Annotated in this window: 22 protein-coding genes; 6 read left to right on the top strand and 16 right to left on the bottom strand. The window is 49.8% G+C overall.

Features of this window, described 5'->3' with window-relative positions:
- Positions 1-3: 3 nt before the first annotated feature.
- From HAP95_RS10005 to flgB, 15 genes are read right to left on the bottom strand one after another with little or no spacing between them, the layout of a single operon-like run.
- A complete protein-coding gene (locus HAP95_RS10005; RefSeq protein WP_215884078.1) occupies positions 4-1092 on the bottom strand; it encodes an FkbM family methyltransferase in 1089 nt (362 codons plus the stop codon).
- Positions 1089-2264 (bottom strand): Gfo/Idh/MocA family protein, encoded by a 1176-nt coding sequence (locus HAP95_RS10000; protein ID WP_215884077.1) that lies wholly within the window; start codon positions 2262-2264, stop codon positions 1089-1091. Before HAP95_RS10000 ends, HAP95_RS10005 begins: the two co-directional genes overlap by 4 nt.
- A complete protein-coding gene (locus HAP95_RS09995) occupies positions 2248-3462 on the bottom strand; it encodes an ATP-grasp domain-containing protein (RefSeq protein ID WP_215884076.1) in 1215 nt (404 codons plus the stop codon). The genes HAP95_RS10000 and HAP95_RS09995 overlap by 17 nt, the downstream gene beginning before the upstream one ends.
- The gene (gene flgL / locus HAP95_RS09990) at positions 3462-4787 is read right to left on the bottom strand and encodes a flagellar hook-associated protein FlgL (RefSeq protein WP_215884075.1); all 1326 of its coding nucleotides are present in this window, start codon (positions 4785-4787) and stop codon (positions 3462-3464) included. The genes HAP95_RS09995 and flgL overlap by 1 nt, the downstream gene beginning before the upstream one ends.
- A gap of 10 nt (positions 4788-4797) precedes the next feature.
- Positions 4798-6813 (bottom strand): flagellar hook-associated protein FlgK, encoded by a 2016-nt coding sequence (gene flgK, locus HAP95_RS09985; RefSeq protein ID WP_215884074.1) that lies wholly within the window; start codon positions 6811-6813, stop codon positions 4798-4800.
- A 2-nt stretch (positions 6814-6815) separates the two neighbouring features.
- Positions 6816-7172 (bottom strand): hypothetical protein, encoded by a 357-nt coding sequence (locus tag HAP95_RS09980; RefSeq protein ID WP_215884073.1) that lies wholly within the window; start codon positions 7170-7172, stop codon positions 6816-6818.
- A gap of 60 nt (positions 7173-7232) precedes the next feature.
- Positions 7233-8195, bottom strand: a complete 963-nt coding sequence (flgJ, locus tag HAP95_RS09975) for a flagellar assembly peptidoglycan hydrolase FlgJ (protein ID WP_215884072.1) — start codon at positions 8193-8195, stop codon at positions 7233-7235.
- Positions 8192-9319: a flagellar basal body P-ring protein FlgI gene (locus HAP95_RS09970; RefSeq protein ID WP_215884071.1), complete on the bottom strand. Its 1128-nt coding sequence runs from the start codon at positions 9317-9319 to the stop codon at positions 8192-8194. Before HAP95_RS09970 ends, flgJ begins: the two co-directional genes overlap by 4 nt.
- A gap of 11 nt (positions 9320-9330) precedes the next feature.
- Positions 9331-10092 (bottom strand): flagellar basal body L-ring protein FlgH, encoded by a 762-nt coding sequence (locus HAP95_RS09965; RefSeq protein WP_215884070.1) that lies wholly within the window; start codon positions 10090-10092, stop codon positions 9331-9333.
- An 8-nt stretch (positions 10093-10100) separates the two neighbouring features.
- Entirely contained in the window at positions 10101-10886 is a 786-nt protein-coding gene (gene flgG, locus HAP95_RS09960; RefSeq protein WP_075322618.1) for a flagellar basal-body rod protein FlgG, read from the bottom strand.
- A 20-nt stretch (positions 10887-10906) separates the two neighbouring features.
- On the bottom strand, positions 10907-11647 hold the full coding sequence (gene flgF / locus HAP95_RS09955; RefSeq protein WP_215884069.1) for a flagellar basal-body rod protein FlgF: 741 nt from the start codon (positions 11645-11647) through the stop codon (positions 10907-10909).
- A gap of 11 nt (positions 11648-11658) precedes the next feature.
- On the bottom strand, positions 11659-12909 hold the full coding sequence (gene flgE / locus HAP95_RS09950; RefSeq protein WP_215884068.1) for a flagellar hook protein FlgE: 1251 nt from the start codon (positions 12907-12909) through the stop codon (positions 11659-11661).
- A gap of 12 nt (positions 12910-12921) precedes the next feature.
- Positions 12922-13617 (bottom strand): flagellar hook assembly protein FlgD, encoded by a 696-nt coding sequence (locus HAP95_RS09945; RefSeq protein WP_215884067.1) that lies wholly within the window; start codon positions 13615-13617, stop codon positions 12922-12924.
- Between the two features lie 2 nt (positions 13618-13619).
- A complete protein-coding gene (gene flgC, locus HAP95_RS09940) occupies positions 13620-14036 on the bottom strand; it encodes a flagellar basal body rod protein FlgC (RefSeq protein WP_010640019.1) in 417 nt (138 codons plus the stop codon).
- Between the two features lie 19 nt (positions 14037-14055).
- Entirely contained in the window at positions 14056-14469 is a 414-nt protein-coding gene (gene flgB, locus HAP95_RS09935) for a flagellar basal body rod protein FlgB (protein WP_215884066.1), read from the bottom strand.
- 285 nt (positions 14470-14754) lie between these two features.
- Between flgB and flgA the strand changes: the two genes are divergently transcribed.
- The 5 genes from flgA (at position 14755) to fliW (ending at position 17082) form a co-directional block, all read left to right on the top strand.
- Positions 14755-15477 (top strand): flagellar basal body P-ring formation chaperone FlgA, encoded by a 723-nt coding sequence (gene flgA, locus HAP95_RS09930; RefSeq protein WP_215884065.1) that lies wholly within the window; start codon positions 14755-14757, stop codon positions 15475-15477.
- Between the two features lie 96 nt (positions 15478-15573).
- The gene (flgM, locus tag HAP95_RS09925) at positions 15574-15918 is read left to right on the top strand and encodes a flagellar biosynthesis anti-sigma factor FlgM (RefSeq protein ID WP_215884064.1); all 345 of its coding nucleotides are present in this window, start codon (positions 15574-15576) and stop codon (positions 15916-15918) included.
- 7 nt (positions 15919-15925) lie between these two features.
- On the top strand, positions 15926-16315 hold the full coding sequence (locus tag HAP95_RS09920) for a flagellar protein FlgN (RefSeq protein ID WP_215884063.1): 390 nt from the start codon (positions 15926-15928) through the stop codon (positions 16313-16315).
- Positions 16316-16318: 3 nt separating this feature from the next.
- Complete coding sequence (locus HAP95_RS09915; RefSeq protein WP_215884062.1) at positions 16319-16582, top strand: carbon storage regulator; 264 nt, start codon at positions 16319-16321, stop codon at positions 16580-16582.
- A complete protein-coding gene (gene fliW, locus HAP95_RS09910) occupies positions 16582-17082 on the top strand; it encodes a flagellar assembly protein FliW (RefSeq protein WP_215884061.1) in 501 nt (166 codons plus the stop codon). Before HAP95_RS09915 ends, fliW begins: the two co-directional genes overlap by 1 nt.
- Here fliW and HAP95_RS09905 read toward each other — a convergent pair.
- Positions 17062-17805: a flagellar brake protein gene (locus HAP95_RS09905; protein WP_215884060.1), complete on the bottom strand. Its 744-nt coding sequence runs from the start codon at positions 17803-17805 to the stop codon at positions 17062-17064. The genes fliW and HAP95_RS09905 overlap by 21 nt on opposite strands.
- Before the next feature lie 211 nt (positions 17806-18016).
- Between HAP95_RS09905 and motD the strand changes: the two genes are divergently transcribed.
- Positions 18017-18862, top strand: a complete 846-nt coding sequence (gene motD / locus HAP95_RS09900) for a flagellar motor protein MotD (protein ID WP_215884059.1) — start codon at positions 18017-18019, stop codon at positions 18860-18862.
- The last annotated feature ends 121 nt before the right edge of the window (positions 18863-18983 follow it).

Genomic DNA, 18983 nt, shown 5'->3' with positions numbered 1-18983 from the left:
CAATCAATACTTAGGCATAAAAAACATGACAGTCTCATATATACTCTCGGTATAATGCCGCAAGAAAACTTCATAATCACTACGTATGGAAAGAACCAGCTTGGGAATACGCCAGAAGTCACCAATCTTGTGATAAATGCTTATAGCTAAGCGCGGGTGGTGAGTAAGAATTGTATTACGAGCACCATCGATAGCAGCGAACTCCTCTCCTTCTATGTCCATTTTTATAAAAGTACACGGACAATGAAGTAGGTCATCCAGTCTATCCAAATTTATGGTGACTGACCCAGTGTCAGACACTCTTGAAGCGGATCCCTGAATAGAGAATTTCAATTTTTTTTTACTGTTTGACAATCCTATTGGAAAACAATGAACATTTTTAAATTCTCGCAGCCTTTCTAAACAGGATTGGTAATTACCTTTTTCCGGTTCAAAAAGATGTATGGACTTGTACCCGGGACATCGCTTCATGAATTCAAGGCTAGTGAAACCATCGTAGCCACCAACGTCAATGAAAACTTCACCCGATTCTCGAAGATTCAGGAAATTCTCAAAATATTGAACATCCTCTTTCGATGTGAAGCCATTTAGGTGCGTGATATCGTAGGAGAGTCTAAACCTTACAGTCTTCTCGAATATTCTGCGGGAGGCATCATCAAGCAATAAACTGTATATCCACTCATATTTTTTCATATTGGATTTAAATTCATCTTCAAATCCTTCACTAAAGCGAATCGGAATCAAAGGTAACTTGGAATACTTATAGAAAGCAAAATAATCAAGATTTTTCACACCAAACTCATCCAGGCGTTTTTTGGCGGAAAGCGGTCGTCCACCCGCCACATTCAGGACAAGAGAATTCTTAGATATGGCAGCAAGCCTCATAACGGGCAAGTTGTGATATTTTATATCACTGGTATAATCATCGATGAATCCATCCACCTTTACATGTTTTTCTACACAATCTGCATAGATATTTCTCCCTAGTATAAATTTCTGGCGATCTGTGTTATGAATAAATTCAGAACAAAATCCAAGAGCTACTTGGTCTACTGCATCTTCATCATTCTTAACGAAATGCAAAAGGCTCATGCCACCGTCTCCCAACATTTTCTAATTGACGATTTTGCGATGGCATTTAGCATACGCAGCCCCTCTAATGACTCATCGATAGAGAATATATACTCATGTTTGAAACAGCAGTTGCCCGTTAAATAACATTCTAGGGCATTGGCTATGTCATAATAATAGTTTGCAAATGCTTCAATAAATCCTGCTGGATGACCTGCTTTAAATCGTGTATATCGCGACTGATTAGCTATTTTAATTCCCTTGCTTGCACGGTCAATGATGAACCGACCACCAGAATCATCTGCCATTTGTAAGTATTCCGGATTTTCCTGTACCCATTCCGCAGAGCCTTTTTCACCGAACACCCTTAGCTTGAGACCGTTCCGGTATCCAAGAGCCGTCTTGCTATACCAAACATTACAGTTCAGGTTGTTGCTATACTTTATTAAGCAAGAAACATTGTCCGTAACTTGCTTGAAGTTACCGTTCGAATCACTAACAGCAATCACTTCATTGGGCCGTTCACCGGTAAGAAAACGTGCCATCATATGCAGATGAACACCTAAATCAAGCGATATGGTAGGAATTGGTCCATCACGTAATCGCCATTCTTGGGGTATTACTGGAGCACCATCTGCATCTAGTCGAGAAAATCCCTCCTGCGGCATTTCCATATGAAGTTGTTGAATACTCCCGAATACGTTCTGTTCTATCATATGTTTTAATTCGCGCAGTATTGGATAGCCAGTATAATTGGAGATGACCACAAGGAAGCCATTATTTGAAGATAGTTTTTTTTGGATAGAGACAGCCTCATCAACAGTAGCCACCAGGGCTTTCTCGCAAATCACTGGAACTTCAGCATCTAGACAAGCCAGAATGTGTTGGGCATGTTGGTCCTGAGGACTTAGGATCACTATTGCGTCAATATTGCAGGTTTCAGCAAGCAGCAATTCAACCAGAGTATTGTATGTTCGATCTGGATCGATGCCGTACCAGATTGCCGACAACTTGTTGGCTTCCTTGTTACGACTGAAGCAACCGGCAACCAACTCAAAGTGCTGATCCATTTCGAGCGCCGTTCGGTGAACTCGACCGACAGCCGATTCATAAGCTCCACCTAAAAATGCAACTTTAAATCTTCTCACGCCATCACTGGTTGAATCGGTTAAACGACTATTGGTCTCCAGCACGTGCGAAATCTCCATATGATTTGATGCTAATAAAATCAGCAATGCGCGATGTAATCTCGAACATAGTTTCTCTATCTTTAAACTCTGCAAAAAGTATTGCTAACTTATCGAATGGTGCGACATTGAGTATTGCTCCGCTCTCTTTCAGAGCTACAATTTCAACAGCTTCTGCAGGAATGTGTTGTGAGAATGAAAAATTAATGAGTGGTTCCATTATGGAGATAGTATGGCGCCCAAAATACTTGACAGTTTTTCTCTTTGTTATACTCGGGAGCTTCATGTTTAAAAATGGCCTGATAAACAGCCCGGCATATTCGATACCGGTTGAAAAGCCAATCAGGCTTCCGTACAAGTCGCCAGGACACCGTCTCATGCATTCGATAATCCAGAATTTGCTACCATTTACGATGATCTGTGTGTGAAGCAGTCCATCATTCAACTGAAGCACGCTTACCATCTGCTGTATCACTTCACGCACAGCTTCTTTGATGCCCGGAGAAAGAGCCGAAGGATGATTTGAGCAGTTTACTTGGTAGGGGTATGTCGTGCAGAATTCATCGACAAAAAAATCGAGCACAATATTTTGATTCTCGATAAATGCGGAGTGACTATGCAGTGTTCCGTCTACACATTCTTCTAGAACCAACTCGCCTGACCTAGAAGCCTGAAAAGCGTCTTGAATAGCTAATGGTAGTTCTTCTCTATTCATTATTTTTCTAATACCACGACCACTAAAACTGTCAACCGGTTTTACCAACAACGGAAAGCACAACTTCTTAGTATCAATTACCTGCCCAATTCTGTGTCTAACAAATTTAGGAACGGGGAGAGAGTGCTTTTCAGTTGCCTGACGAAATTTACTTTTGGTGTGGAGAATCGATGCTAAATCATACTTATCAAAGCCAGGAAAACCATGTTGTTCTGCCACCAGTGCGCAGGACATATAGGAGTAGTCATTGCACGTGGGCACCAAGTAATCAAAGTTTTCTTTCTCAACTACCCGCATCAGCTCATCCGGCTTGGAATAGTCGATATAAATTGACGCATCCGCATACTGATGACAAGGATCACTTTTTATGCTCCCACACACCGACACATGGATTCCATGATTCTTCAAAGCGAAGAAAATTGGAACTGCACTAAAACTGCTCCCAACGAGCAGAGCTTTCGGCGTCTTGTTGTCAATACTTTTTTTCATCACGAAATATAATTAAACAAACTCAACCCCTGAATCTGCACAAAGGCCTTTTGTGCAGCCTGCAACGCCGTCGAGCTTTCCTGAAACTGGGTAATCACCTGAGGGTAACTCACATCGGCAATATTACCCTGGTCGGTCTGGAATTGCTGGGTCAAATTAGCATTCAGCGATTGCACACTCTGAGCCTGCTGGATATTGGATCCGATTTGCGCCTGGGTACTCAGGAGCGTGGTCTGGAACTGGTTCAGATTTGCCAGGGCATTACTAATATCCTGTGCCCGTCGCGTGTTAGCACCGGGAGAGCCGGAACCGCCGGTAAAGGCGGCAATCAGATTGCTGAACGTCTGAAAAATGCTTTGGGGCTTTGCAGCGGCCAGAGTAAATTGGGCGGTCTGTCCCGATACCGGCTGTCCGTTAGTCGAAACCGTCATAAAGGGACTGCCGCCCATGCTGCTGGGTATGCTAATGCTTTGCCCGGGCGTATAGCTGCCGCTAACAACAGTTCCGGAGCTGGCTGACCATCCTGTACTGTCAACCGTACCTGTGCCACTGCTGACACTATAGCTCAAGCCGCTGGAAGTATTACTGATGCTGACTTCGTATTGAACATTATTGGCCACAAACTGGCTATTCGCCGTCGCTTGATTCAGCACGCTGCCCGGCCCCATTGTGGTATTGCCTACATCGGTGGCCGTTGCTCCGGAAGTTGCTGGAATCAGGTAATTACTACCGGAAGCCGTTACCGTAAAAGTGCCATTTCCTGCCGGGACATTCATGAAAATCGCATTACCCGCCTGAGAAACAGGCGTTGTCAGTCCCGGGCCGATTTGCAGGGTTTTCTGGCTGGAATCACCCGTATATTGAACATTACCACTACCCTGTAACTGAAATGGCGCGGTCTGGGCGTTGGACCCGCCATAGATGTAAGTACCATTGGCATCCTGAGTATTGGCCAGTTGCACCAGTTGCTGCAGGTTTCCCTGCATGGTCGTTACCGCATTTTGCAGGTCATTGGAATTGACCGTGGCATTATTCATCTGCACCGCCAGTTGCTGCACCTGATTCATCAGGGTACCAACTGTTTGCAAGGTGCTGGAACTCATACTGAGACCCTGTTGAGCATAAGTATTACTTTGCTGATAGCTGCCCAGATTGGCAATTTTCGTGTTGAGATCGAGCACCTGAGCATTACCCACAGGATCATTGGTAGGGTTGATCAGCGCATTGCCGGTGGACAGCTGCTGCGAAAGATTATTCAGCGTACTTTGTTGGTTCAACAAGGAATACAGGCTGCTTTGGTAAAATTCCTGGGTACTGACGCGCATGGTGTTCTCCTTATAGAGCCTGTATCAATGACTGAAACAAGGTGCTGCCCACCGAAATGGCTTTCGCCGCCGCCTGATAGGCCTGCTGATACTGAATCAGACTGGCTGCCTCTTGATCCAGATTCACGCCGGAAACCGCTTGCTGCGAGGCTTGGGCCGACTGCAAAACCGTAAGCTGGGCCTGGGCATTATTCTGGGCCTGAGCGGCCTGATTGGTCACCTGAGTCAGTAATTGTGCGGCATTATCATTAAAGGTCGCCGTTCCATTATTCAAAACCTTGCTGGTGGCCAGCGCTGCCATCGCCTGGGCATTGCCGTTACTCCCCGCCCCGCCGGGACTCAAGGTAAAGGCATCTCCAGAAGCCGCCAGTGTACCACTGAGATTCACCTGCCAATAACTCCCCGGCGCGTTGGGGTTCTGGATGTCGATGAGCGTACCGGAACCACCCAGGCTGACGGTTCCAGAACCTATCACCGAACCCGTGCCCGAAGTTGAGGAAATCTGGAAGGTCGTCGTACCGCCCTGACTGGCTCCACTGGTCATCGTGATCTGCAAATTAGTCGGAAATGGCGATATGTTGTTAAGGACCACCGCGCCGGGGGCGGTGCCGCTGACATACTGTCCGGCAGAAAGCGTCATATTACCCAGATTATTATTCTGCAGACTGCCGCTGACTAACGCGCCGGGGCTACTCACAAACGGACTGGCCGCTGCGATGCCCGCAGGATCAGTGAGCACCGTCTGCATGCCTACCGCACCCTGGCGCGTTGGTTCTACCAGAAAACTATCTCCTGCTGCCGTATTTCCAGACACCTGCAACTGCAGTCCTACACCGGAAAAATCCAGGGTAGTCGCACTCCCGGATACGGAACCGGCAGTGCTTGCTACCGTTGCTCCCGTACTGCGGTCCTGCAAGGTCCATACGGAACCTGAGCTTTTACTCAAAATATAATCATTGCCACTCAGATTTCCAACATTGCTAATAGAGCCCACCACAGAGGCTGCACCACTACTATTATGCGTATTCGCAAATACCTGCACAGCGCCCGTACTGAACAAGGCTGAACCGCTGCTACCGTTCAAATTCAAGCCCTGCGCCTGCTGAGCATTCAAGGCGGAGGCAATACCATCTGCCAAAAGACCCAAGCCATTTTCAGCAGGATTCAACGATTGACTGCGAAATTGTAATAATCCGCCCAGGGTTCCGCCGCTCAGACTTTTGGTAATATTCGCGCCGTTGCTGGCATAGCCCACATCCAGAGTCTGCTGGTTGTATGGGCTACCCTGGGTCTGCAGGGCAAACGATTGACCACCCGCTACCAACACCTGACCATTACTCAGAAAAACACTGAGCTGGCTATTATTCTGATTAAGCACCTGCACACCCACCTGACCATTTAATTCAGTAATCAGATGATCGCGCTGATCCAGCAAATCATTGGGTGAGCCGTTGGGATTGCCCTGCGCGGCAGAAATCTGGACATTCAATTGCGCAATCTGCTTGCTGATGCTGTTGATCTGGTCAACGGACTCGGTAATCTGCTGATTAACACCGCTGCCGACACTGGCCAACTGCTGCCCCAAAGACTGAAATGTCTGGCTGAGGGACTGGGCATTGCTGAGCATACTCTGGCGGGCAGGAATATCATCCGGGCTGGCAGCCACTTGCGCGACCCCGGAAAAAAACTGGCTAACCTGAGAACTGACGCCGCCATTATTGAGCGTACCGAGAATATTCTGGAGAGAACTGGATAAACTGGCCTGCCCGCTTGCGCTGGCACTGGCCGTCCATACCTGACCCTGTAAAAAGCTGCTGTAACTGCGTTGCACGGAATCAACCTGAGTCCCGTTTCCATAATAAAGGCCGCCAATGGCGGTAGGGATAGCCGTTGACTGCAAAGCGCTTTGTTGACTGTATCCGGGCGTATTTACATTGGCAATATTGTCACCAACCACCTGTAAGGCGGATTGTGCGGCTTGCAAACCGGTCAATGCATTATTTACCAGCCCACTGATTCCAGACATGATTACGCACTCCCCAATGAACGGCCCGTATATTCCCCACTACCATAAACAATTCCGGCTTGTTGACGCAGCAAAACCAGAGCCTCCCCTAAACCAGAACCGGCAACCCGCAAAGCATGATCCAAGGCGCTGTAACTTTCCTGAAGTGCCAATACCGCCTCACTGAGTTCTACTGAAGGCGCAGCCTTTTGATTACTGGCGCGCAGAGCCAATAGACGCTTTCCCAAACGTTCGGGGGCATCAGCCTTTGGCATGGGCCGGGTCCAGTCACCACGGGCTAGCCACTGTCTTTGCTCTTCAAAGACCGTCGTCAGCTGGATAACCGTTTCCAGTTCTTGCTCCAACGATTGATTATCCATTATTTGGCCCTGTCCCCGCACTCTTCCATATTCTTGTAACGACACAAAAAGGCATAAGGTTTAGCCCCCTGCCTTGGCAACTGACACGCCGCCCATCACCTCTTGCATGAGCGGGCTATCAGCCACTGCCACCAGCTTGTTCGCATATTGCGGATCGGTCGCATAACCTCCCTGCTGCAAGGCTTCGGCAAATCCGGCAATATTGTTGCCCTGCCCTAACGCCCCGCGATACCGGGGATTGTTCATCAACAAGCTGGCGTAATTACGCACACTGTCCCCGACCGACTGGTAAGCGCGGAAAGCGGCATTTTCCACTTCATTGACGCCATTTTCGAATTCATGTGTCAGGCTATCCACCGAACTGCCCAGCCAGGAACCGCCCCCCTTGATGCCGAAAAGATTATTACCGGCCACATGACTTCCCCAACCGGTTTCCAGGGCGGCCTGGGCAATAATGGCAGTAGGTGCTACGCCCAACTTCTGCGCGGCAGCCTGCACCGAAGGCAAGATGGATTGCACAAAGGACTTGGCTTGTTCCAGAAGACTCTGCGAAGGTTTGGCCCAGCTTTCTGAAGTCATGACCGGGGCAGACAAGGCCGCATTACGGGCGGGCATGGTCATCGCCTTGTCCCCGGCCGGTGATGTGTTCTGCTTACCCCAATGGAGGTTATAACGTGTGGCAATTTCCTTGGCCAGGGTCTGGGCAATCCCTATACCCTGCCCCTGACTGACGGTTTGCGCAATCTGCTGGTTAAAAAGTGATTTTATCATCGGCCCGGAATTTTTTCCGGTTAAATCCGAACCAAAGGAAGTAGCCGACATGGACGAGAGCATCTCCTGCAGCAAAACTGCTTCAAACTGTTTGGCCACTGCCAGAATGGTTTTTGGATTATGGGCCTGGGCATCACTGCGTAACTGGTTCAGTCCGGAAAAGTTGAGGGCGTCACTGGCGGTAGCTGCTGCAGCCTGTGGACTGACCTCCGCAGAGCGCGTCGTAGCGGTCAAATTGATGGAAGCACTCATATGACTTCCAGTTGCGCGTGCAAGGCACCTGCCGCTTTCATGGCCTGCAAAATGGCAATCAAGTCTGTAGGCGTTGCCCCCACCGCATTCAGAGCCCGAACCACGGCTTCCAGACTTACTCCCGGTTCAAACATCAACAACTTCGCCTGGGGTTGCTGAACTTTCACATTGGCCTGCGGCGCCACCACCGTCTGACCGGCGCCCAGGGGATTAGGCTGACTGACCAGATACTTCTGGGAAATGGTCACGGATAAATTGCCATGGGCAACCGCACAGGCACCCAGCGTCACATTTTGTCCCAACACGACCGTACCGCTGCGGGCATCAATAACTACCTTGGCCAGCGGCGTTTCGGGACTGACATCCAGATTTTCAATTTGCGCAAGAAAATTGACTCGCGCTCCGGGCGAGCTGGGTGCATTGACCCGGACATCACCGGCGTTCAGTGGTTCTGCCACTCCATATCCCAACTGCTGATTGATGACATTGGCAATTCGTGCCGCAGTCGTAAAACTCGGGTTATGCAATTCGAGCATCATCGGTCCCGCCTGATCAAAGCCCGAAGAGACAGACCGCTCCACATTGGCTCCGTTGGGAATGGTTCCTGCCGTAGTGATATTTACCTGCGCTGAGGAGCCGTTACTGCTGGCCCCAAAACCGCTGACAATCAGATTCCCCTGAGCTACTGCGTAGGTTTGTCCATCGGCCCCCTTCAAGGGCGTCATGAGCAAGGTCCCCCCCGCCAGACTGCTGGCATTACCTACTGCGGAAACCGTGACATTGATGGTTTGTCCCGGTTGCACAAAAGGCGGCAGGTGTGCGGTCACAATGACCGCAGCCACATCTTTGGGTTGCAAGTTGGTGGCAACAGAGGCAGGTAAATTAATCCCCAAACGCTGAAACATGTTGAGCAGGGACTGTGTGGTATAGGGTACCTGCGTAGCCTGATCGCCCGTACCATTCAGTCCAACCACCAAACCGTAACCAACCAGCTGGTTGCTGCGCACTCCCCCTACTGCCACCAGATTGCGGATAGTTTCGGCCTGGGCGGAAAACAATCCGGTAAATGTCATCATTACCAGCATCAAGATGATTGCAGAAGAGGATCGCAAAAGCTTGGGCATCTGTTTTTTCCTCAGAAAGGCCATAGCGACAGGAAAAAGCGCGCCAGCCAGGGCATCCGTGCGGCTGAGTAAATGCTGCCGTTGCCACTATATTCCACGCGCGCATCGGCAATTTGCGTGGATAAAATGGTATTTTGTGGCGTCACGTCAGCAGGTCGCACCACCCCGGCGACCCGGATATATTCATGCCCACCATTGAGAAGCACTTCTTTGGAGCCCTCAATGACCAGATTCCCATTGCCCTGCACTCTCACTACTGTTACCTCCAGAGTGGCAGTAAAAGTATTGCTCTGGGTGGTCGCCCCTGTCCCGCCGTATTTCTGGGCACTGTTGGCGCCCATACTGGGGCTGAATGGGGTACCAGCAACACTCCCGAATGCCGGGACAATACCAAAAAAGTTGGTCAGCGCTGCACTCAAAGAATCTGAAGTGTTAATGGCGGTATTGGTGTTGTTGCTGGCACTGGAATTTTCCTGAATCAACACGGTAATCAGGTCACCCACACGATTCGCCCGATTATCACTGAACAAAGACACATTGGTGCCCGCCTGCCAGATAGATCCGTTAGGGGCATGGGCCGCCAGTGATTCCGGTTCTGCGGGAATGGGTAAGGGTTTGAGCGGCTTGAGATCATGATGCCCCTGCAAGACGGCGCAAGCCGTCAAGCTCAATACGAACATCATCAAGAAACCCAGACGCAGCAAAACTATCCAGAGTTTCCCGAAGGAGACTGGAAAAACCATGGGAACTTTGCGGATGGCTTGCGCAGTCATAATTAGCCTCACAAATTCTGGGTGAGATATCCGAGCATGGAATCCGAAGTGGATACTGCCTTGCTGTTGATTTCGTAGGCACGCTGCGTAGCGATCATATCCACCAATTCCGATACCACATTGACATTGGAAGATTCCAGATAGCCCTGCTGCACTGAACCCAAACCATTGAGGGTAGGCTGTCCCGTTTGTGGCGCGCCGGAAGAACCCGTCTGCAAATAAAGGTTGTCGCCAATACTTTGCAAGCCGGTTGGGTTAATAAAATTGGCGAGCTGGATTGTACCCACTTGCTGAGGTTGGGCTTGTCCCGGCAGCACTACCGACACGGTCCCATCGCTACCAATCGTAATGCTTTGGGCATTGGGTGGAATGGTTACCGGTGGCTGCAATAAATAGCCGTTGGACGTGACCAGTTGTCCCTGATTATTCATCTGGAAAGTGCCATCCCGGCTGTAAGCAATGGTCCCGTTGGGCTGCATGATCTGGAAAAAACCCTGACCATTGATCCCCACATCCAGCGCGTTACCGGTCTGGGTCAAGTTGCCCTGGGTCATCAGGCGCTCCGTAGAAACCACGCGCACCCCGGTGCCTAGCTGGAGTCCTGAAGGATATTGGGTAGTCTGCGAAGATTGGGCACCAGGTTGCCGTAGATTCTGGTAGAGCAAATCCTGAAAAACCGCGCGGGACTGCTTGAATCCGGTGGTGTTGACGTTCGCCAGATTGTTGGCGATAACGTCCATTTTGGTCTGCTCACCTTCCAGGCCAGTTGCTGCTACATAAAGAGAACGCATCATGATTTATTGCTCCTGATTGTTCATGTCAGAACCAGCAATTGATTGGCACTTTGCCGATCCTGGGAAACGGTCTGCATCAACTTGGTCTGCATATCAAACTGGCGGGTATCTTCCAGCATCTGGATCATGGCATTAACGGGATTAACATTACTGCCTTCCAGTGCGCCGGGCTCCAGAACCACATTTCCATCTTCAGATGCCGGTTTGCCGTCACTATTCTGAAAAAGTCCATCCGGATTTTTTTGCAAGCCTTTCTCCGAAGGATTCACCAGCTTGATCTGGTTGATCGTGACAATAGCGTTAGGTTGACTGCCTACCGGCACCCCGGAAATCACCCCATCACTGCCAATGACCAGAGACTGCATCGGTGGCAGGGAAATGGGTGAACCATTCACGCCCAGCACCGGATGCCCGGTCGCGGTCATAAGAATACCCTGACCGTTGAGCTGCAGATTTCCGTCCCGGGTGTAAGCCTCCTTGCCATCAGGCCCCTGTACAGTCAGCCAGCCCTGGCCATTCACCGCCACGTCCAAAGGCCGTCCGGTATGCACTACGGGGCCTGACTGAAAATCCACACTGGGGGTTTCCGTAGCCGTGTAGGCGCGCGTCGGCAACCCTTGCCCATATACCGGCAATGCGCTGAACTGGGCCTCATCCGCACGATATCCTGTGGTATTGGCATTCGCCAGATTATTGGCTGTAACCGTCTGTTTTTGCAGAATGGCATTGGCGCCACTCATGGCAATATAAAGGGTATCCATGACTTATCCTCTTACAAACTCAAGAGCGTCTGTACTACCGTATTCTGGGTTTTAATGGTCTGGGCATTGGCCTGATAAGCCTGCTGCGCCACAATCAGATTCACCAGATCCTTGGAAATGTCGACATTGGATTGTTCTACCGCCCCGGCCTGTAAAACGCCCAGATTGGAACTGCCAGGGCCACCAGAAAGAGGTTGTCCCGAAACATAGGTTTCTGCCCAGTAATTATTACCGAGATTCTGCAAACCATTATTATTGGGGAAGCGGGTCAGACTGATTTGCCCCATGAGCTGGGATTCACCATTGCTGTAGCGCCCGAAAATATTGCCACCTGAGTCAATGGAAAGACCAGATAATTGCCCGGCACTATAACCATTACTGTTGTTGGTTATGACGGAATTGGGAGAATTATAATTGGTGCTACCGCTGAAGCTTACGTTAATGGTGGTGGAAGCCGCCCCATCAGCCCACGGAGTACCCGTTATAGGTTGAGAAATTGAACTGGTTTCCTGACCATAGGCATTAAACTGCAAGGTTCCAACGCTACCAGAAGTGATGCCACTGGCACCAGTGGTTCCCGTTACCGAATAATCCACATTCCACGTTTGTCCGGAGCTTGTCGTACCTGAACCGCTTTGCAATTGATAATAAGTGGTCAACAATTGCGGTGTGCCCAGACTATCGTATACCGTCGTCGTGGTCGAATAATTATAAGTACTCGGATCATTAATATTAATACTAGCATTACCGCTGATGGGTGTATTGGTTGAATCCAGATTCAAACCCAAACTCAATCCTGAAGTCGCTTGCGGGGCAATGGCATTCTGATTAATGCTTAAGGGACCGCTGGCACCGGTCAGTTTATCATTTTGCGCCTGGGTCCCGATCAGTTCACCACCATTAGCGTCCACAATAACGCCGTTTTTATTCAATTGAAACTGGCCATTACGGCCATAAACTGTTGAACCATTATAGTTGAACTGAAAAAAACCATTGCCGTTAATGGCAACATCCAGGGGGTTGCTGGTTGTTTCAATATTTCCCTGAGTAAACTGTTGAGCGATGGTTTGCACGGTAGTACCAATACCTACCTGACCCTCAGTGGGCGCCGTATTGGCCATGGCTGAAGCATAGGCATCAGCAAACTCGGCATTGGAACTTTTAAACCCTACCGTATTGGCATTGGATATATTATTACCCAGCGTCTGCAAATCCGTATTAGCTGCCTGTAATCCACTTAAAGCTGTATTGAATGCACCCATTTTGCAAACTCCTTAAATAATATTTTGCACGGAGCTGAAAGGCACCGAACCTTGTTGCCCCTGTAGCTGCAGGGTAGGACCGGAACTTCCCAAAGTAACACCATTTACCACCCCATACATGTAGGGTGTAGTCGTCACTGCATCCCCATTGCCATCAGCGGCCTGTACCGAAAACTGATAATTTCCCGACGGCAAAGTGCTCCCATTGGCACTTTCTCCATTCCAGTTAAAAGCCTGCATTCCTGAAGACTGTGAACCTTGAGGCAAAACGGCCAGTGTCTGACCGGCGCTGTTCTGTACCAGTACGTCTACCGCACTGGCGGCGCTGCCCAGATCATAAGCCCCATTGGCACTGCCGCTGCTCAAGCTCAACTGATTCCCTGAAGTGGTAACCGACTTGCCAATCAGGGAAGCTGCCTGCAACCCTTGGTTCTGATTGATTTGATCCATAAGAGAACTCAGCGAACCCTGAATAGCCTGGACGCCATTCGCCATGCTGAATTGTGCCAACTGTGAAGATAAATCCTGATTACTGAGTGGATTCAGGGGGTCCTGATTGGTGAGCTGAGTAACCAGAAGATTGTAAAAAGTGCTTTCACTGGCCAGGCCACTAGCTCCGCTGCTGGCTGTACCTGAGCTATTTGCAGAACTGGTCTGCAACGACTGATAAAAAGGATTGACGCTGGATGTCAGAGAATTGACGCTCATGTTCAGGCTCCAAGGCTAAGGGTTTTCTGCAGCAGGGATTTCGTGGTGTTCATCACATTCACATTGGCTTGGTAGGCCCGCGAAGCCGAAATCATGTTCACCATTTCATCGACGGGATTCACATTGGGCATTTTGACGTAGCCTTCCTTATCCGCCAGCGGATTCCCCGGTTGATACACCATTTTGAATGGCCCCGGTTTACTGATGACGCCGGCTACCCGTACGCCATTGACCCCGGCGGGAGCGCCAGCATTGGCAAACGGTTGCGCGGCAAAGACCACCTCTCGGGCCCGGTAGGGTTGACCATCTGAACTGGTTGCCGAATTGGCATTGGCCATATTACTGGCGACCACATTAAGTCGATAACTTTGGGCGGTCAGCGCCGAACTCGCTACATCCAAAACTGAAAACAATGACATAAGTCTTACTCCTGCATATTTAGGCGGCTGTTCCGGTAATGGCCGAGGTCAAGGTTTTAATTTTACCGGTCAAAAATGTCAGATCGGCCTGGTAACGCACGCTGTTTTGCAAAAAATCTGCCTGCTCCCGATTCATGTCTACCGAATTATTATCCAGCCCTACCTGACTGCCACGTTGATATTGCACAAAGGCAGCCATGCTCGCGTTATTGCCGGTTTCAGAAAATTGCCGGTTGCTGCTCGTCGTTAATGGTAGGCTGCCTTTATCACCCGCCTGAACGGCTTGCACCACCTGAGCAAACGGAATATCTACCGCCCGATAATTGGGCGTGTTGGCATTGGCGATATTGGCTGACAGCAGTTGCTGCCGGTACCCCGTAACCTTAAGTGCTGCAGCCAAAGGATCCAGAGCCTGATCTAACAATCCCGACATTCTCTTATGAACTCCTAAAAATTATTCACAATCGACTTAAAGCAACATACATGCCAAAAATCATCCCGTGATTGACCCTTCATTACTCTTATTACCCGTGTTACACGGCACAAAAAAGCCGCTCCGGTTCAATCCTCAGGGCACGGCCGGCAAAAAAATGCCGCTCAGCCATTCCCGCTGCAAGCATTCAGGAGCCACTGGACGAAATAACATGCTTAAAAATCTGGCGCATTATTTGCTTGGCTTGTTGACTAACACCCTATTTCCATGAGGTGCCCCGGGGTTATGAAGCTCGGTTTCGCAAACACCATACAATCTATCGTTGCCAGCTTGTTGCTCGCGACGACATTCATCATGGTCAGCCCCTGCGCTCAGGCTGCCGTGGAAAATCCCGCAACCATTCGTGAGCTTGTTCGGAATTTTGTGCGGGCGCATTTGCCTGATCAATCAGCGGATGTACATATTCAGTTGGACGGACCGGCCCCTGGCATTCATTTTCCAGCCTGCAGTAAATTGAAAGTGGCTTATTTTGGTTATAGCAACCCCTACGGCAACCAAACCGTAAAAGTCCACTGTCAGTCGCCCTCCCCCTGGCAATTATATTTGCCTGTACAAATTCAAATGGATCAGAGCGTCGTCATTGCTTCTCGCCCACTCTCTGCCGGATCCATTTTGCAGGCCGGAGATCTGGCTGTCGTACGCAGGGATACCAGCGGCTTGGGGGGCAACACCTTAAGCTCGCCCCAGGGAGCCATCGGTAAAATTCTGCGATTCGGGACACTAGCCGGACAGCCCATAACTACGACCATGCTGAATGCCCCAGATGTGGTCCACGCCGGTGAGCAGGTAACCCTTTATGCCGAAGGCAATGGGATTCGCATTGCCACCATTGCCGACGCCATTGAAAACGGTCGCCCCGGGCAAAGCATCATGGTCAGAAACCTGCAGTCCGGCCGCGTGATCCGGGGGACAGTAACCGCACAAGGGCATGTCGTGGTAGACTTTTAGGCGAATAGGTGTAGTTCATTGACTGTTTCGCTTTAGTTTTTACTCTGATGTGACGTAATAATGACTATGGCAGCAGATACGTTAGGAGATAAGCGCATGAATCCCATCAATCCATATTCTGGATCACTTGCAGGAAAACCGACAGCAGACACGCGGAGCAACACCGATAAAGCGGTTAGCGGGTCTACAGCCGATTCCGGCAAATCTTCCGGACAAACTCTTGCCGCGAGTGCTGTTGCACAAGATCATCTCACGCTTTCACCGCAGGCGCGGCAATTGATGGCTGCTCAGGATACGAATACTGGTCATACTGATCAGCTCGCTCAGATCAAAGCCGCCATATCCAATGGGACCTATCAGATTTCTCCACTCAAAATCGGTCAGGGCCTGACTCAGGATAATCAGCAGTTCATGCCTGCAAGCACTAACCAGTCAGCCTGAGCCGATCATGCATCCCAACGATTCGGCTGATTCTCAGGAAAACTTGCTGCTCACACAATTACAGGCTTTACTGGACGATGAGACTGAGTGTCTGAAATCAGGTCAGATGGAAGAACTCCAGCGCATTGCCACTGAAAAAATGCGCTGTTTTGCCGACCTTCAGAGCCGCATGGTACCAGCAAGACCGTCTACAAAAAATTCATCCGATGATGCGCATTTACGCAATTTGTTAAACGAAATCATGCGTAAAAATCAGCTAAATGGTCAGATTATCAGCGCATTGGAACGCTTTAATCAGGGGGCCTGGGAAATTTTTTTCGGTGCACAACCCGCAACATACTCAGACCTGGGTACTGCAAAATCAACGGCTGAGCGCCATTTGATCGGGAGCGCCTGAATCGTGCTGGTTCTTACCAGACGACGCGGTCAGGCCATATGTATTGGGGACAATATTCGTATTGTAGTCACCCGTATTGAGGACGGGCAGGTACGCTTGGGCATAGAAAGCAGTGACAATGTCACTATTTTACGAGAAGAATTACTGGAAACCGTCAAACAGGCCAACCAGTCCGCTCTGAGCTCAGCCCCGGAAGCATTAAATCACTGGCTGAATCAACAGCCCAAAGCAGTTGATGATGCTGGCAACACAAAGGATAAAGCCTGATGAAAACCTATGATACCCGGTTCGGCCCATTTTCCATTGCCGACGAAGGAATATGGCACTGTATTGCGCCCATGCCTGGCTTTACCCACTTGCAACGCTTTGCTTTACTGCATCTTCCCAGTCAAGGACCATTTGTCTGGCTACAGTCACTGGATGAAGCTCTGATCACTTTTTTACTGGTTGCTCCCGAGCACTTTAATTTACATTATTCCCAAGTTCCGCATTTTGCCAAAACGACAGGAGTATCCATGCTAATGGTGATACTACCCCAAACACAAAACGGCACGCTCCAAAGCAACTCTCTGGCCCCGCTCTATTTTCTCCCCGAAACCAGACAGTTCGGACAATGGATTGTGGAACATCACGAAATGCCGACTGAACCATTAAGTGCTTCAGATCTACCACCGGCTAAACTTCAAGCTCAGATTATTGTTCCCATTCAGGCAATGGACACCCAAAAAACTGAAGGGGGTCAATCTCTAGCGACTGGCGCGGCGTAGGCATTCTCGATCATAACGTAGCGTATACTGAATGATTTTATCCTCCAGCGCAGCAGGCAAATGGATAAACGCCAAACCTAACTGCCGAACCGCGCCTTGGGTGTAAATTCCTGACCCCAGATGACAGACTTTAGCCTCCACTGAACAGGCTTGCCCCTGAAACTTAAACTGAACCCGAGCCAGGAGTTCACCCTGTGTCACCGGATAGTCCTGTGGCGCTGTTATGGCGATGCGCATACCACCGGCACCAATATCCACACATTCACCCTCCACCGCCCGTGCCCCGTAACGCTTTAATAGTACAGAAGTTTTATTGGAAGATTCGACTACCGCACGCAACGTACTGCGCCTTTGCCATTGAAAAACCATTTCGGGTCGCTGGATACGAATGGCCGCAAAACGCTGCCAGATAAGTTGCTCGATAACCACCGTCTGAAAACCAAGGGGCAATGCATCGTCAGTCCACAGCAGCAGATCTTCGCCGGCGAGCGCATAGGCATTAGCCGCTTCCGGCGTCAGAGCATCCAGAATCAGGCTCTCATGCGGCGCATCATCGTACAGCAGCGCGGCGTGTCCCATGAAAGTGCCGGGTTGACCTACCAGGACCTGCATATTTTGCTGGCTTTCCACCAGAGACTGTAGTGCGCGATCGCACGCTGCTTTTAACGTCAAACGATTGGCATCTACAAACAATTTATCCAACCGGGTTTCACCATTGACCATGACTGCTTCCTTCTCACATCTATCCATATGTCAAAAATTTGACAAAACCAATAGGGTTGATTCTGTATTGACGACCTTTCAGCAGAATTCGTGCCGTTTCACAGCCAGCCGGATCAGGCATAAATCTCGCTTATTTTTCGAGCGGGCACAGTAAACGCGAAAAACCGACTAGTTAATGGCTTAGTGTATCGAGAACACAGGAGATCATGGGATGGCACGCAAAAAGAAAGCAGAAGAGGAATGGGAAAACCACGAACGATGGCTGGTCTCTTACGCCGACTTCATTACCCTGCTTTTCGCATTTTTTGTGGTCATGTATGCCATTTCTTCAGTAAACGAAGGAAAATACAAGGTATTATCAAAAACTCTGGTATCCGCATTTAGTGGTCAACCCTGGTCACCCGTCCCGATAAGAACGGATACCAATAGCCTTACCCAAACCCCGGTAGCCCTGCCGGCATTACCGAAAGTAGCCACACTGGATCCAGTTCCCCATGTGCAGCAAGGTCAGGTATCACCCCGAGCGCATGAACCCACCCCCCCGGCAAATCCGGAAATGCAAAAAATTGAAGCGCAAATGAAAGCCTTACTTAAACCACTAATTGATCAGGGTAGCGTGGCCATCCATCGCAGCAATCTGGGCGTTGTCATTGACTTGAATGCGAAGATTCTCTTTCCATCCGCGCAGGCACAGCTCAGCGGTAATGCGCGCAACACCTTAGGCAATATCGCCAAAGTTCTGGCGCTGGTACCCTATCAAATCCAGGTTAACGGCTTCACTAACGACCTGCCCATCCGTACCCCACAATTTGCCTCCAACTGGGCGCTATCTGCAGCGCGGGCCGTATCCGTCGTCGAACTGTTTATTCAACATGGGGTCAACCCGCATCACCTGGTTGCTGCCGGATATGGCAAATACCATCCTGTAGCATCCAATAATACCGCGAAGGGTCTGGTCATGAATCGTCGTGTGAGCATTGTGGTGGTCGCGCCTCAAAACCCCAGCAAGGCAGGAACAGACCCGATCATGGCTGGCAACATTAGTCAGCGCGGCTAAGGTTTTATATAGCATCGGGAAATCGCCCCGCTTCAGTTTTCCTGGAGATGTGCCGTATTGAAGAGCAGAACATCTGCACTACTCCATCCAGACAGGTGGTACAGGAATTGCTTTTCCAAAT

Source organism: Acidithiobacillus sulfurivorans (genome assembly GCF_018853815.1).
Taxonomy (GTDB): Bacteria; Pseudomonadota; Gammaproteobacteria; order Acidithiobacillales; family Acidithiobacillaceae; genus Acidithiobacillus; species Acidithiobacillus sulfurivorans.
This window is presented reverse-complemented; position numbering and strand designations above follow the sequence as displayed.

Excerpts from the sequence above, each read along its gene's own strand:
- HAP95_RS09995 (WP_215884076.1), bottom strand. The coding sequence starts at position 3,462 with ATGAAAAAAAGTATTGACAACAAGACGCCGAAAGCTCTGCTCGTTGGG.
- HAP95_RS09905 (WP_215884060.1), bottom strand. The coding sequence starts at position 17,805 with ATGGTCAATGGTGAAACCCGGTTGGATAAATTGTTTGTAGATGCCAAT.
- fliW (WP_215884061.1), top strand. The coding sequence starts at position 16,582 with ATGAAAACCTATGATACCCGGTTCGGCCCATTTTCCATTGCCGACGAA.
- HAP95_RS09970 (WP_215884071.1), bottom strand. The coding sequence starts at position 9,319 with ATGCCCAAGCTTTTGCGATCCTCTTCTGCAATCATCTTGATGCTGGTA.
- flgK (WP_215884074.1), bottom strand. The coding sequence starts at position 6,813 with ATGTCTGGAATCAGTGGGCTGGTAAATAATGCATTGACCGGTTTGCAA.
- motD (WP_215884059.1), top strand. The coding sequence starts at position 18,017 with ATGGCACGCAAAAAGAAAGCAGAAGAGGAATGGGAAAACCACGAACGA.
- flgL (WP_215884075.1), bottom strand. The coding sequence starts at position 4,787 with ATGCGCGTCAGTACCCAGGAATTTTACCAAAGCAGCCTGTATTCCTTG.
- flgF (WP_215884069.1), bottom strand. The coding sequence starts at position 11,647 with ATGGATACCCTTTATATTGCCATGAGTGGCGCCAATGCCATTCTGCAA.
- HAP95_RS09945 (WP_215884067.1), bottom strand. The coding sequence starts at position 13,617 with ATGAGCGTCAATTCTCTGACATCCAGCGTCAATCCTTTTTATCAGTCG.
- flgJ (WP_215884072.1), bottom strand. The coding sequence starts at position 8,195 with ATGAGTGCTTCCATCAATTTGACCGCTACGACGCGCTCTGCGGAGGTC.
- HAP95_RS10005 (WP_215884078.1), bottom strand. The coding sequence starts at position 1,092 with ATGAGCCTTTTGCATTTCGTTAAGAATGATGAAGATGCAGTAGACCAA.
- flgG (WP_075322618.1), bottom strand. The coding sequence starts at position 10,886 with ATGATGCGTTCTCTTTATGTAGCAGCAACTGGCCTGGAAGGTGAGCAG.
- flgA (WP_215884065.1), top strand. The coding sequence starts at position 14,755 with ATGAAGCTCGGTTTCGCAAACACCATACAATCTATCGTTGCCAGCTTG.
- HAP95_RS09965 (WP_215884070.1), bottom strand. The coding sequence starts at position 10,092 with ATGACTGCGCAAGCCATCCGCAAAGTTCCCATGGTTTTTCCAGTCTCC.
- HAP95_RS09980 (WP_215884073.1), bottom strand. The coding sequence starts at position 7,172 with ATGGATAATCAATCGTTGGAGCAAGAACTGGAAACGGTTATCCAGCTG.
- HAP95_RS09920 (WP_215884063.1), top strand. The coding sequence starts at position 15,926 with ATGCATCCCAACGATTCGGCTGATTCTCAGGAAAACTTGCTGCTCACA.
- flgE (WP_215884068.1), bottom strand. The coding sequence starts at position 12,909 with ATGGGTGCATTCAATACAGCTTTAAGTGGATTACAGGCAGCTAATACG.
- flgM (WP_215884064.1), top strand. The coding sequence starts at position 15,574 with ATGAATCCCATCAATCCATATTCTGGATCACTTGCAGGAAAACCGACA.
- flgB (WP_215884066.1), bottom strand. The coding sequence starts at position 14,469 with ATGTCGGGATTGTTAGATCAGGCTCTGGATCCTTTGGCTGCAGCACTT.
- flgC (WP_010640019.1), bottom strand. The coding sequence starts at position 14,036 with ATGTCATTGTTTTCAGTTTTGGATGTAGCGAGTTCGGCGCTGACCGCC.